Origin of the sequence: Burkholderia sp. BCC1999, assembly GCF_905339975.1 — a bacterium.
GTDB lineage: Bacteria > Pseudomonadota > Gammaproteobacteria > Burkholderiales > Burkholderiaceae > Burkholderia.
The window spans coordinates 1-13,743 of the sequence record NZ_CAJPHP010000036.1 but is presented as its reverse complement, the minus strand read 5'-3'; the positions used below and the strand labels follow the sequence as shown (position 1 = coordinate 13,743).

At 68.1% G+C, this 13,743-nt stretch carries 13 protein-coding genes and 1 riboswitch; of the genes, 2 read left to right on the top strand and 11 right to left on the bottom strand.

The window, feature by feature from the left end; translation table 11 throughout:
• The first annotated feature begins 153 nt into the window (after positions 1 to 153).
• Entirely contained in the window at positions 154 to 846 is a 693-nt protein-coding gene (locus U5809_RS33110; RefSeq protein WP_282506372.1) for a dienelactone hydrolase family protein, read from the top strand.
• A gap of 81 nt (positions 847 to 927) precedes the next feature.
• On the top strand, positions 928 to 2,406 hold the full coding sequence (locus U5809_RS33105; RefSeq protein WP_322089671.1) for an amidase: 1,479 nt from the start codon (positions 928 to 930) through the stop codon (positions 2,404 to 2,406).
• 94 nt (positions 2,407 to 2,500) lie between these two features.
• Here U5809_RS33105 and metF read toward each other — a convergent pair whose 3' ends face one another.
• From metF to U5809_RS33050, 11 genes are all read right to left on the bottom strand, one after another.
• Complete coding sequence (gene metF, locus U5809_RS33100) at positions 2,501 to 3,331, bottom strand: methylenetetrahydrofolate reductase [NAD(P)H] (protein ID WP_175904793.1); 831 nt, start codon at positions 3,329 to 3,331, stop codon at positions 2,501 to 2,503.
• 34 nt (positions 3,332 to 3,365) lie between these two features.
• Complete coding sequence (locus U5809_RS33095; protein WP_006477367.1) at positions 3,366 to 3,719, bottom strand: phage holin family protein; 354 nt, start codon at positions 3,717 to 3,719, stop codon at positions 3,366 to 3,368.
• Positions 3,720 to 3,820: 101 nt separating this feature from the next.
• Positions 3,821 to 5,239 (bottom strand): adenosylhomocysteinase, encoded by a 1,419-nt coding sequence (ahcY, locus tag U5809_RS33090; RefSeq protein WP_282506369.1) that lies wholly within the window; start codon positions 5,237 to 5,239, stop codon positions 3,821 to 3,823.
• Positions 5,240 to 5,271: 32 nt separating this feature from the next.
• A riboswitch (S-adenosyl-L-homocysteine riboswitch) is annotated at positions 5,272 to 5,399 on the bottom strand.
• Positions 5,400 to 5,486: 87 nt separating this feature from the next.
• Complete coding sequence (locus tag U5809_RS33085) at positions 5,487 to 6,221, bottom strand: RNA polymerase sigma factor FliA (RefSeq protein WP_176048920.1); 735 nt, start codon at positions 6,219 to 6,221, stop codon at positions 5,487 to 5,489.
• A 22-nt stretch (positions 6,222 to 6,243) separates the two neighbouring features.
• Entirely contained in the window at positions 6,244 to 7,062 is an 819-nt protein-coding gene (locus U5809_RS33080; protein WP_282506368.1) for a MinD/ParA family protein, read from the bottom strand.
• On the bottom strand, positions 7,055 to 8,830 hold the full coding sequence (gene flhF / locus U5809_RS33075; protein ID WP_322089643.1) for a flagellar biosynthesis protein FlhF: 1,776 nt from the start codon (positions 8,828 to 8,830) through the stop codon (positions 7,055 to 7,057). The genes U5809_RS33080 and flhF overlap by 8 nt, the downstream gene beginning before the upstream one ends.
• Entirely contained in the window at positions 8,827 to 10,926 is a 2,100-nt protein-coding gene (gene flhA, locus U5809_RS33070) for a flagellar biosynthesis protein FlhA (RefSeq protein WP_322089642.1), read from the bottom strand. The genes flhF and flhA overlap by 4 nt, the downstream gene beginning before the upstream one ends.
• Entirely contained in the window at positions 10,923 to 12,122 is a 1,200-nt protein-coding gene (gene flhB / locus U5809_RS33065) for a flagellar biosynthesis protein FlhB (RefSeq protein WP_322089641.1), read from the bottom strand. Before flhB ends, flhA begins: the two co-directional genes overlap by 4 nt.
• Before the next feature lie 327 nt (positions 12,123 to 12,449).
• Positions 12,450 to 12,830, bottom strand: coding sequence for a DUF805 domain-containing protein (locus U5809_RS33060; protein WP_282506364.1), 381 nt, complete (start codon positions 12,828 to 12,830; stop codon positions 12,450 to 12,452).
• 17 nt (positions 12,831 to 12,847) lie between these two features.
• Positions 12,848 to 13,018: a hypothetical protein gene (locus U5809_RS33055; protein ID WP_322089640.1), complete on the bottom strand. Its 171-nt coding sequence runs from the start codon at positions 13,016 to 13,018 to the stop codon at positions 12,848 to 12,850.
• Positions 13,019 to 13,128: 110 nt separating this feature from the next.
• Positions 13,129 to 13,626, bottom strand: coding sequence for a VOC family protein (locus tag U5809_RS33050; protein WP_176048931.1), 498 nt, complete (start codon positions 13,624 to 13,626; stop codon positions 13,129 to 13,131).
• Between the last annotated feature and the right edge of the window lie 117 nt (positions 13,627 to 13,743).

Sequence of the window (13,743 nt, the reverse complement as noted above, 5' to 3'; positions counted from 1 at the left end):
GCAGCGCCGAAAAATGAATAATCGAGATCGAAACGATCGCTGCGCGAGAAGCAGGCGCGCGCCCTGCATCACCCGACGATTGATGGCACACTAGGCCGCCCTCTTTCACCCCGGGGTGCGCACCGCGCATCCCGTTCGCCAGGAGTTCAGAACGTGACTGCCCAATGGATCGACATCCCGACCGGTAACGACAGCTTCGGTGGCTATCTCGCGCTGCCCAAGCGCGGCAAGGGCCCTGCCGTCATCATCATCCAGGAGATCTTCGGCGTGAACTCGCATATCCGCGCGGTCGCCGACCAGTACGCATCCGACGGCTTCGTCGCGCTCGCGCCGGACGTGTTCTGGCGCACGCAGCCGCGCGTCGAGCTGACTTACGAAGGCGCGGATCGCGACAAGGGCATCGAGCTGATGAAGAAGACCGACGTGGGTCTCGCGGTTGCCGACATCGGCGCGGCAGCCGATGCGTTGCGCGCACGCCCCGAAGTGGCCGGCAAGGTCGCCGCGATCGGCTACTGCTTCGGCGGCCAGCTCGCGTACCGCTCCGCCGCGACCGGCAAGCTCGATGCGGCGGTGTCCTATTACGGCGGTGGCATCCAGAATGCACTCGACCTCGCCGGCAAGGTCACGCAGCCGATCCTGTTCCACTACGCGGAAAACGACCACGGCATCCCGCTGACGGCCGTCGACGAAGTGAAGGCCGCGTTCGCCGGCCATGGTCACGCGTCTTTCCACGTGTACCCGGGTGCCGAGCACGGCTTCAACTGCACGGACCGCGCGTCGTACAACCAGCGCGCATCGGCGCTCGCGCATGGCCGCACGCTGACGTTCCTCGCCGAGCACCTGTAAAACCGCTCGGCCGCGGGCCCGATGCACCGGGCCCGCGTTATGCTCCCATCATCGCCACGAGCCACAACGGGGGTGACTGCGATGCACTCGGACTATCTCGCGCATGACGCGATCGGCCTCGCGGCGCTCGTGCGCGACCGCAAGGCCAGCCCGCGAGAACTGCTCGACGCCGCGATCGGCCAGGCCGAAGCGGTCAACGGCGCGATCAACGCGATCGTGCTGCAGGATTACGAAGCCGCGCGCCAGCGCGCGACCGCCACGCCCGAACCGGGCGCCGATGCGCCGTTCGCGGGCGTGCCGTACCTCGTCAAGGATCTCGGCGCGGCCGTCGCCGGGCTGCCGCTGTCGATGGGCAGCCGGCACTACCGGTATTTCGTGCCGGCCGACGATTCGCCGGTGATCGCGCGCAGCCGCGCGGCGGGCCTGAACGTGTTCGGCAAGACCAACACGTCGGAAATCGGCCAGATGCCGTACACCGAACCCGAGCTGTTCGGCGCGTGCCGCAACCCGTGGAATCTCGACCACACGCCCGGCGGCTCGAGCGGCGGCGCCGCGGCAGCCGTCGCGGCCGGCATCGTGCCGCTCGCGCATGCGTCCGACGGCGGCGGCTCGATCCGTATCCCCGCATCGTGTTGCGGGCTGTTCGGCCTGAAGCCGAGCCGCAACCCGGTGCTCGTCGACCTGCCGTCGAACGGCGAGCTGGTGGTCCAGCATGCGGTATCGCGCAGCGTGCGCGACAGCGCGCTGCTGCTCGACGTGACGACCGGCCAGACGCTGCCGCCCGGCGCGCCCGGCACGTTCCTCGGCGAGCTCGACACGCCGCCCGGCCCGCTGCGGATCGGCCTCGTCGTCGATCCGATGCTCGCGCCGGCACTCGCCGACGACACGCGCGCCGCGCTCGACGATGCGGCCGCGCTGCTCGAATCGCTCGGCCATCACGTCGAACCCGCCACGCTGCATGTCGACTACGCGCGCGCGGCCGAAACCTTCCTCACGCTGTGGGCGACGATCGCCGAAGAGATGGTGCTCGGCGCGCGCGAGTTGACCGGCCGCACGCCGCGACGCGGCGAATTCGAAGCAGCGACATGGGCGATGGCCGTGGTCGGCCGGCGGCTCGCCCGCACGCGCCTGCCGGACGTGCTCGAATGGCAACGTCAGCTGACCGTGCAGGTTTCCGGCCTCGTGTCGCGCTACGACGCGATCCTGTGCGCGTCGCTCGCGGCGCCGCCGGTGAAGATCGGCGAGCTGCAGCCGACGCCGTTCGAATCCGCACAGATGAAGCTGGTTGCCGCGCTGCCGGTGAAGCCGCTGCTGAAGGAAATGCTCGCGAAATCGTCGGAGAAGGCTTTCGCGTGGGCCGGCTGCACCGAGCTGTTCAACCTGACCGGCCAGCCGGCGATGTCGGTGCCGCTGTACTGGAATGCGCGCGGGTTGCCGATCGGCGTGCAGTTCGCCGCGCGCCACGCCGACGAAGCGCTGCTGCTCAAGCTGGCACGGCAGCTCGAACAGGCGCGGCCGTGGTTCGACCGCCGCCCGCCGCTGATGCAGGCGCAGCGCTGACGCGCGCAGGCGCTTTCGCCCTTCGTCACGATCGAAAAAAAGCCCCGCCGGCGAACCCGGCGGGGCTTTTGCGCCTGCAACCGCGTGACCGCGCCTACACGGCGAGCCGTTCGCAGATCGTCCGCGTGGCGGTCGCTGCGTTCAGCGTATAGAAATGCAGCCCCGGCACGCCCGCATCGATCAGGCGCTGGCACAGGCCCGTGACGACGTCCGCGCCGAACGCGCGGATCGACTCGCGATCGTCGCCGAAGCTTTCGAGCCGGCGCGCGACCCAGCGCGGCACTTCCGCGCCGCACATCTCGGAGAAGCGCATCAGCTGCGAGAAGTTCGTGATCGGCATGATGCCCGGCACGATCGGCACGTCCACGCCCAGCTTGCGCGCATCGTCGACGAAGCGGAAATACGCGTCGGCGTTGAAGAAGTACTGCGTGATCGCGGAATTCGCGCCGGCTTTCACCTTGCGCGCGAAATTCTCGAGATCAGCCTTCGGCGAGCGCGATTGCGGGTGGTACTCCGGATAGCCGGCGACTTCGATGTGGAACCAGTCGCCATGCTCGGCGCGGATGAAGCTGACGAGCTCGGACGCATAGCGCAGCTCGCCGACCTCGCCCATCCCCGACGGCAGGTCGCCGCGCAGCGCGACGATGTGCCGGATGCCGTGCGAGCGGTACTGGTCGAGGATCGCCCGCAGGCTGTCGCGCGACGAGCCGATGCACGACAGGTGCGGCGCGGCCTCGAGGCCGTCCTTCTGCATGTCGAGCACGGTATCGAGCGTGCCCTGCTGCGTCGAGCCGCCGGCGCCGAACGTCACGGAGACGAATTTCGGCTTCAGCGGCAGCAGCTGCGCACGCGTCGCGCGCAGCTTTTCGACGCCGTCCGCCGTCTTGGGCGGGAAGAATTCAAACGAAAGTTCGATCGGTTTCATGATTCGATGGGGTTGGGCCTGCGCCCGCCAGCCCTCAGCCGATGTCGCGCTGGCCGAAGATCAGGGCGGACAGCAGCCACGACACGATGCTGTACAGGATCGAACCGAAGAACGCGGACCAGAATCCCGACACCTCGAAGCCCTTCAGCAGCGACGACGCGAACCAGAAGCACAGCGCGTTCACGACGAGGATGAACACCCCGAGCGTGACGATCGTCACGGGCAACGTCAGCAGGATCAGCACCGGACGGATCACCGTGTTGATCAGGCCCAGCACGACCGCGATGATCAGCGCCGTGCCGAAGCTCTTGATGTGGATCGACGGCACGAGATACGTGATGATCAGCAGCGCAAGCGCGTTGATGACCCAGGTGAGGATGACGCTCATGGAGTGCTCCGGTTCGGTTGTCGATCTGTACGATCAGCGACCACCGCCGCCCCGTGCGCCCCGCAGCGGGGCGCGCACGGCGCGGCGGCGGCCGCGACGCATCAGTAGCGGTAGTGGTTCGGCTTGAACGGGCCGTCCTTCTGCACGCCGATGTACGAAGCCTGCTCGTCCGACAGCACGGACAGGTTCGCGCCGATGCGCGCGAGGTGCAGGCGTGCGACCTTTTCATCGAGATGCTTCGGCAGCACGTACACCTTGTTCTCGTACTCGTTGCCGCGCACGAACAGCTCGATCTGCGCGAGCGTCTGGTTCGCGAACGAGTTCGACATCACGAACGACGGGTGGCCGGTCGCGCAGCCGAGGTTCACGAGACGGCCTTCCGCCAGCAGGATCACGCGCTTGCCGTCCGGGAAGATGATGTGGTCGACCTGCGGCTTGATGTTTTCCCACTGGTACTGGCGCGTCGACGCAACGTCGATTTCCGAGTCGAAGTGACCGATGTTGCAGACGATCGCGTTGTGGCGCATCGCCTTCATGTGGTCATGGCCGATCACGTGGAAGTTGCCGGTTGCCGTCACGAAGATGTCGGCCTTGTCGGCCGCGTATTCCATCGTCACGACGCGGTAGCCTTCCATCGCCGCCTGCAGCGCGCAGATCGGATCGATTTCGGTGACCCACACGGTCGCGCCGAGGCCGCGCAGCGACTGCGCGCAGCCCTTGCCCACGTCGCCGTAGCCGGCAACGACCGCGACCTTGCCCGCGATCATCACGTCGGTCGCGCGCTTGATGCCGTCGACCAGCGATTCACGGCAGCCGTACAGGTTGTCGAACTTCGACTTCGTGACCGAATCGTTCACGTTGAACGCCGGGAACGGCAGGCGGCCGTCCTTTTCCATCTGGTACAGGCGGTGCACGCCGGTCGTGGTTTCTTCGGTCACGCCCTTGATGTGCGCGAGGCGCGTCGAGTACCAGGTCGGGTCCGCGTCGAGGTGCTTCGCGATCGACTTGTACAGCGCGACTTCTTCCTCGTTGGTCGGCTTCGCGATCACCGAACGGTCCTTCTCGGCCTTCGAGCCGAGGATCAGCAGCAGCGTTGCGTCGCCGCCGTCGTCCAGGATCATGTTCGCGAATTCGCCGTTCGGCCATTCGAAGATGCGGTGCGAGAACTCCCAGTATTCGTCGAGCGACTCGCCCTTGAACGCGAACACCGGCGTGCCGGCTTCGACGATCGCGGCCGCGGCGTGATCCTGCGTCGAGAAGATGTTGCACGAGGCCCAGCGGACGTCCGCGCCGAGCGCCTTCAGCGTCTCGATCAGCACGCCCGTCTGGATCGTCATGTGCAGCGAACCGGCGATGCGCGCGCCCTTCAGCGGCTGCTGCGCCTTGTATTCGTCACGGATCTGCACGAGGCCCGGCATTTCGGTCTCGGCGATGTTGAGTTCCTTGCGGCCCCAGCCGGCCAGCGCCATGTCGGCGACGACGTAATCGTGGGAAGCCTTGGAATCGATAATGGCGTTCATCACGCCCTCCTTTCTAAAAAGTTTCTAGATTGGTGACGTGAGCGCCGTTCAGGAAGCGGGGCCGGCGCGACAACACGCTGAACGCGCGCCGCACGGCTGCTTGGTGAAGCCTTCCGAGCCTGGCGGACGCAGAGGGTCCGTCGCAACGCTCCTCGGAAAACGGAGGGGATTGTAGCAAATCGGCGCGCGAAATGCGCGAGCACGGCACCAGCGCGCGGCGTCGGCGCGCAGGGCCGCCCTGAAAGGGTCAGGACTCCGCGCCGACCCAGGCCTGCTCGCGCAGCCGCGCGCGCAGGCGCGCGACGGCCTGGCTGTGCAGCTGGCACACGCGCGACTCGCTCACCTCGAGCACCGCGCCGATCTCGCGCAGATTCAGACCCCGTTCGTAGTACAGCGACATCAGCAGCTTCTCCCGCTCCGGCAGCCGCTCGATCGCCTCGACGAGCGCCTCGCGCAGATGCTCGTCGAGCAGCGACGACAGCGGATCGGCGTGATCGACGCGATAGCGGTCGAGAAACGGCTCGTCGTCGGCCGCGCGGTCGAAATCCTCGTAGTAGATGAGCTGGCTGCCGTGCAGGTCCTGCAGCATCCCCTGGTATTCGTCGAGCGGCATCTTCAGGTGCTCCGCGATCTCGGTCTCGCTCGCCGAGCGGCCGAGATGCTGTTCGACCTGGTGCACCGCGTGCTCGACCTCGCGCGACGTCTTGCGCAGGCTGCGCGGCAGCCAGTCGTTGCTGCGCAGCTCGTCGAGCATCGCGCCGCGGATGCGCTGCGTCGCGTAGGTCTCGAACTGCGCGCCCTGGTCTTCCTTGTAGCGGCCGGCCGCGTCCATCAGGCCGATCATGCCGGCCTGGATCAGGTCGTCGAGGTCGACGCTCGCCGGCATCTTCGCGACGAGCTGCAGCCCGAGGCGGCGCACGAGCGGCGCATATTGCGCGAGCACGTCGGCCTGGGACATCTTTCCTTGAGCGTTGTACATCATGGCTCTCTCCTTCCGGTGGCGCTCACGCGGCGTGTGCCGCGCCCGCCTCATACGACGGCTTGCCGCCCGCGTGGACCGCGCGCCCCGCGCCCGAACGCGGGCGCATCGGCCAGTACAGCAGGTCGGCGGCAATCTGCCGGTAATCGCGCGCGGCCGCCGACGACGGGAACGCGTCGACCACCGCATGCATCAGTTCGCGTGCATGCTCGACGAGCGGATCGGCGCTCACGCAGCCCGCGTCGGCGATCGACACGGTCAGGTAGCGGCTCGCGACGCCCGCGAGGTTGTCGAAGGCCGTCTTCGCGTCCGCGTGGCTGCCGACGTGATTGGTCAGCACGCGGAACTGCGCGAACGCGTGCGCGAAATGCAGCCGCTTCATGCACGCGTACGCCTCGGTGATCGCCTGCGCGGCAACGCGCGTGACGACCAGCACGTCGTGCGCTTCGCGTGCGAGCGCCGAGAACGAACCGTCGGCGCCGAGTTGCGTGTCGACCAGCACGATGTCGGCCGGCCCGTCGATGAAATCGCTCAGTTGCGCGTCGCTGTAGCCGGCGCGCGCGAGCCGCGCCGCCGCGCACAGGCCGAAGCCGGCGGCCACCCGCGTGCGTTCGCCGTCGCGCAGCCATGCGCCCGCCAGGGTCGCGCTGGCCGAATGCACGTCGGCGCGTTCGTCGACGACGAGCACGTCCTTGCCGAGCGACGCGAGCGCCGTAGCCAGGTTCACGATGGTGGACGTGCAGCCGACACCCGTCGGCCCGCCCGTCACCGCGACGATGCGCGACGCGCGCCCGGCCAGCAGGCGCCGCAGCCCTTCGGCCTGGTCGATGATCCGTTTATCCAAATCGCACCTCGTGCAGCTCGGCAGTGGAACGTGCGGTCAGTGCGGAAAGCAGCGTCGGCATGTCCTCGTCTTGCGGCACGAAGGGGGAACCGTCGCGCGGCACGCAGAACGCGCTCTTCAGCAGGAATTTGGTCGAGGCGACGTACAGGTTCTCCGGCACCTTCTGGCCGGTCGACACGTAGTGGACCGGCAGCTTGTAGCGGATCACCGTGTCGAGCACGCCGCCGAGGTGGGTCGCTTCGTCGAGCTTCGTGAGGATGCAGCCGGCCAGGTCTGGGGATGCCGCCTGCGGATGTTCGCCCGCGCTGCGGTACGCCTGCACGACTTCGTTGAGCGTGTCGCCGTGGCTCGTCGCGTTGAGCAGCAGCAGGCGCTGCACCGGCGCGTTCGCGCCATGCAGCATCGCGATCTGGTCGGACACCGCGCGGTCGCGCTGGCTCATGCCGATCGTGTCGATCAGCACGATGTGCTTGTTGCGCAGCTCGGACAGTGCGAGCGCGAGATCGCCCGCATCCTTCACCGCGTGCACCGGCACGCCGAGGATCTTGCCGAAGATGCGCAGCTGCTCGTGGCCGCCGATCCGGTAGCTGTCGGTGGTCAGCAGCGCGACCTTGCTCGCGCCGAAGCGCATCACGCAGCGCGCGGCCAGCTTCGCGGTGGTGGTCGTCTTGCCGACGCCCGTCGGCCCCATCAGCGCGAACACGCCGCCGCGCTCCATCAGCGCATCCTCGCTGTCGAGCACCGGCAGGTTCGACGCGAGCACCGACTGCGCCCATTCGGCAGCCTGTTCGAAGGTCTGCGCGCCGTCGCCGGACGGCAGGTTGTCGACCAGCATCCGTACGAGCTGCGCGGAGAAACCGGCCGCGAACAGGTGCTTCGTCAGCGCGCCGTGCACGGCGCTGCGACGCTGGCGGTCGTGCCACTTCAGGCTGTCGAACTGCTCTTCCAGCATGCCGCGCAGTTCGCCGAGTTCCTGCATCACCGTGTCGTTGACGATCCGCTCGATGCGCGACTTCACCGCATCGGCCACCGCGGCGGCCGCGTCGGCGGGCAGGCGCGTGCGCTCGGCCGTCTTCGCCGCGTGCGCGGCGCTCGTGTCGGGCGCGCGGGTGGCGGCGGCCGGCATCCGGCGCTCGGCGTCGCGCACGATGTCGCGCGCCCAGTCGGGCGGCGTCGCGCGCGCGGCGGCCTGCGGCGCGCTCGCGCTCGCGGGCGGCGCGGCCGGCGACTGCGCGCGTGCGATCAGCGCGTCGCGCTGCTGCGTCAGGCGCTTCGCGTGCTCGACCAGCCACGGTGCGGGTTCGGATGCACCGGCGGCCGGCGTATCGGCGGCGGATGCGGCGCTCGCCGGCGAGGCCGCAACCGCCGGTGTGCCGGCCAGCGTGTCCGCGTCGATCGCCGACGCATGCGCGCTCGCCTCGTCCGCATCGGCGCTCGCGCCGAACACGGACGAGAATACGTCCGGCAGCCCGCCTTCGCCGGCAGCGTAAGGATTGACGGCCGGGCGAGCCGGCGCGGCGCCGGGGCGCGACACGATGCCGGACATCGCGGCGGCCGGCACGGATTCCGGCAGGCGCGGCGTGGCGAGGCGCGGGCGGGCGGCCGGCGGCGTCACCGCGGCCAGGTCCGAATCGGCGAGTGCAACGATTTCGACGCTGCCGTCATCGAGCGTGCGGTTCGACAGCACGACCGCGTCGGCGCCGAGCGCCTCGCGCACGAGACGAAGTGCGTCGCGGCTCGTTGCGCCGGTGAATTTGCGAATGTTCAAGCGGAACCCCCGATGACGTTAACGACTTTGATCGTGCGTGTGTCCGGCACTTCGGCATACGACAGCACTTTCAATTGCGGCAGGCTGCGGCGCAGGAAACGCGCGAGCATCGCGCGCAGCGCGTGCTGCACGAGCAGCACGGGCGGCAGCCCGAGATTCTGTTGACGCAGCATCGCTTGCTGCGTGCCGGTCAGAAGGTTGTGCGCGAGGCCGGGCTCGAGGCCCGGGTTCGCGCCGGTGGCGAGCGCCTGCGACAGCACGCGCTCGAGATTCGCGTCGAGGCCCATCACCTGCATTTCGCCGGCGCCCGGATACCACTGCTGCGTGATCGCGCGGCCGAGCGAAAGCCGCACCGCGGCGGTGATCTCGTACGCGTCGCCACGGCCCGCGTGTTCGGACACGGCTTCGAGGATCGTGCGCATGTCGCGGATCGGCACGCCTTCCTCGAGCAGGTTCTGCAGCACTTTCTGCAGCGTCGTCAGCGAGATCGTCTTCGGCACGAGGTCCTCGACGAGCGACGGCGCGTCCTTGCCGGTGCGCTCGATGAGCGCCTGCACTTCCTGGCGGCCGAGCAGTTCGGCCGCGTGCTGGACGACGAGATGGTTCAGGTGCGTCGCGACGACCGTGCTCGCGTCGACCACCGTGTAGCCGTACACCTGCGCCTGCTCGCGCAGCGCGACGTCGATCCACACGGCCGGCAGGCCGAACGCGGGATCCTGCGTGACTGCCCCCGGCAGCGCGGCCGTCACCTGACCCGGGTTGATCGCGAGCCACTGGCCCGGGAACACTTCGCCGACGCCGATCTCGACGCCCTTCAGCGCGATCCGGTACGCGTTCGGCCGCAGTTCGAGGTTGTCGCGGATATGGATCACCGGCGGCAGGAAGCCGATTTCCTGCGCGAATTTCTTGCGGATGCTCTTGATGCGCTTGAGCAGTTCGCCGTCGCTGCCCTTGTCGACGAGCGGAATCAGCCGGTAGCCGACTTCGAGGCCGAGCGGGTCGATCAGCTGCACGTCGTCCCAGGTCGCCTCGTGGCTGTCGGTCGGCAGGACCGCGGGCGGCGCGATGTCGGACACGTCGCCGGCTGCCTTGCGAGCCGCCGCGCGCTTGGTCTGCGTGCGGGCCAGCCAGATCGCGCCGCCGCCGAGCCCGAGGAACGCGAAGTGCGGCATGCCGGGGATCAGCCCCATGATCACGATGATCACGCCGGTGATCGTCAGCACGCGCGGGTTCGTGAACAGCTGGCCGGTGATCTGCGTGCCGATGTCCTCGTCGGTCGCGACGCGCGACACGATCACGCCGGCCGCGGTCGAGATCACGAGCGACGGGATCTGCGCGACGAGGCCGTCGCCGATCGTCAGCAGCGTGTAGTTCGTGCCGGCCGCGGCGAACGACATGTCGTGCTGGACCATCCCGACGATCAGCCCGCCGATCACGTTGATCGCCATGATGATCAGGCCGGCGATCGCGTCGCCGCGCACGAATTTCGACGCGCCGTCCATCGACCCGTAGAACTCGGCTTCCTGCGACACGGCCAGGCGGCGCTTGCGGGCCTGATCCTCGTTGATGAGGCCCGCGTTCAGGTCGGCGTCGATCGCCATCTGCTTGCCGGGCATCGCATCGAGCGTGAAGCGCGCGGACACTTCGGCGATCCGCCCCGCGCCCTTCGTGATCACCATGAAGTTGATGATCATCAGGATCACGAACACGACGATGCCAACCGCGAAGTTGCCGCCGACGAGGAAGTGGCCGAATGCCTCGATCACCTGGCCGGCCGCGTCCGGCCCGGTGTGGCCTTCGAGCAGCACGACGCGCGTCGACGCGACGTTCAGCGACAGGCGCAAGAGCGTCGAGAACAGCAGCACGCTCGGGAACGCCGCGAAGTCGAGCGGCTTCATCGTGTACATGCTGACGAGCAGCACCATCACCGACAGCGCGATGTTGAACGTGAACAGCAGATCCAGCAGCAGCGGCGGCAGCGGCAGGATCATCATCCCCAGGATCATGCAGATGAGGATCGGGCCCGCGAGCGCGCGCAGGTTGGTGCCCGCGAACGGGTTCGGGCGCTTCCCGAGCAGGCCGGTCGGGGTGCTCATGCGGAGGCTCCTTGCTTGCCCAGTGTGTCTTCGGCTTCTTCGCGTTCGTCGTCGGCGGGCACCGACGCGCCCTTGTCGAGTTCGACCGGCACGTCGAGATCGACCGGCACTGCCGGGAACGCGCCGCCTTCCGAACGGAAGCGCTTGAGCTGGTAGACCCACGCGAGCACTTCGGCGACGGCCGAGTACAGCGAGCCGGGAATCTCGCGCTCGAGTTCGACGTTGTGATACAGCGCACGCGCGAGCGGCGGCGCTTCGAGCAGCGGCACGTTGTGTTCGGCCGCGAGTTCGCGGATGCGCGCGGCGACGAGGTTCACGCCCTTCGCGACGACCTTCGGCGCGCGCATCTCGCCGTCCGTGTACTGCAGCGCGACGGCGAAGTGCGTCGGGTTCGTGACGACCACGTCGGCCTTCGGCACGGCCGCCATCATCCGGCGGCGCGCGATCGCGCGCTGCTGCTGGCGGATCCGCCCCTTCACGTGCGGATCGCCTTCGTTCTCGCGATGCTCGCGCTTCACTTCTTCCTTCGTCATGCGCAACTTCTTGTTGTACTGCCAGATTTGGTAAGGCACATCGAGCGCGGCGACCACCAGCATCCCGGCGACCGTCGTGCCGCAGCACACGGCGACCAGATGCAGCGCGTCGGGGAGGGCGACGCCGAGCGGCTGCGTCGCGAGGCCGAGGAGTTCGTCCTTGCTGCGCCAGATCGCGACGCCGCCGATCCCGCCGACGACGATCGTCTTCGCGACCGACATCCCGAGCTGGATCGGCCCCTGGATCGAGAAGATCCGGCCGAGGCCCGAGATCGGGTTCAGGCGGTCGAACTTCAGCTCGAACGTCTTCTGCGAGATCAGCCAGCCGCCGAGCGCCATCGGCGCGAGCAGCGCGGCGAGGCCGGTGAGCGCGAGGAGCGGCAGCAGCACGGTGAGGCCCTCGAGGCTCGCGCTGCCGGCCGCCGACAGCATCCGGTTCGTGTCGAATGCGGTCGCGCGATCGAACGTGAACGCCCCGCGCAGCATCGTCTGCAGATGCGCGCCCGACGGGCCCGCGAGCAGCCATGCGCCGTAGAACCCGGCCGCGAGCAGCGCGAACGAAGCCAGTTCGCGCGAACGCGCGACCTGCCCCTCCTCGCGCGCCTTCTCGCGGCGCCTGGGAGTGGCGGCTTCGGTCTTGTCGAGATCGCTCTCGTCTGCCACGGGGCCTCCAGTCGGGTACGGCGGAATGCCGCTTTCCAGTGACACCGATTATTCATGCAGGCGTCAAACGCCGATCGGTCGAGCAAAGCCGGGAAAGGGGGGTATTTCGGGGAATCGGCCGAGCCGGCGCGAACGCGGCTGGCGCGGGGCGCAGCGAGGCGCGGCAAGGCGGAAAACGTGCCGATCGGCGCGCTGGCGAGATGCCGGCCGCGGGCAGGATGCCGACGGCGGGAAGCGGGGAAACGGAGAAACGGAGAAACGACGGGCGGGAAAGGCGGAGCATTCAGGCCCCGGCGCGACGGCGTCGCGCGCCGGGGCAGGCGTCGGTCAGACCGCCGGGATCGGATCGGCGCCGAAGCGGTTCGGGCCGTCGGTGCCGCGCGAGCACATCCACACGAGCAGCAGGATGCCGCCGACGATCGGAATCAGCGCGATCAGCAGGAACCAGCCCGAGCGGCCGGTATCGTGCAGGCGACGCACGCTCACCGCGATGCCCGGAATGATCAGCGCCAGCGAAACCAGGCAGATGATGCCGAGCAGCAACAGTGTGATCAGGCCCCCTTCGCGGCCGACCGCGCCGATGATCTGGACCACGATCGAAAGAATGACGCTCACCAGCGTGAAATACCAGTATTCGGCGCGACGCGCACGGCCTTCGAATGTCGCGTATTTATTGAGTACGGTACGAACGGCTTCGGAAAAACCCATCTTATTACCCTCCTGTTTTATATTGGCACCCCGGAAACAACGCCGGCATTATATGTTTGAATTTCGCCGGATTCCAATTCTTTTCGCTTGTGCGCCAGCCCGCCAGCCCGCTTGAGCAGCACGCCGATACAGCGCGGAAAAGGCCGCAGCAGCATAAAGCGGCGCCACGGATTGGCATGTCGCGTCATTTTAATAATCTTGAAGACCTGACAGAAACGACAGCCCCCATAATCCAGCAACTGATTACAACCGAATGAAATCCGGCACGATCGATAATCAGCGCATGTGCGGCATTCGATTAACCGGCCGCCGCCCGCTGCAGCACGGCGAGATCGAGCTTCTTCATCGTCATCACCTGCGCCATTACGCGTTCGGCGCGCGCGGCATCGCCGGCCATCAGTTCGGACAGTTGCACCGGCACGACCTGCCACGACACGCCGAAGCGGTCGCGCAGCCAGCCGCACTGCTGCGCGCGCTCGTCGCCGCCTTCGCCCAGGCGCGCCCAGTAACGATCGATCTCGTCCTGGTCGCGGCAGTTGACGACGAACGACACGGCCGGCGTGATCTGGAACACGGGGCCGCCGTTCAGCGCGACGAACGCCTGCCCGTCAAGCTCGAACGCGACGGTCATCACCGCGCCCTCCGCGCTGCCGGACGCATGCGCGCCGGCCTTGCCGTAGCGCGCGACGTGCACGATGCGCGCGTTGTCGAACACCGACACGTAGAAGCCGGCCGCCGCCTCGGCGTCGCGGTCGAACCACAGGAACGGCGTGATGCGCTGGATTCGCGGGCTCATGGCGTTGTCTCCTCGATGTCGTGCCGGCACCGGTGCCGGTCTTACATCGTAGGCGCTACGCCCGCGGATGGCGGGAATCCGGATTGGCGCACTCGCCCGGCCGCCGGATAAAAAAAA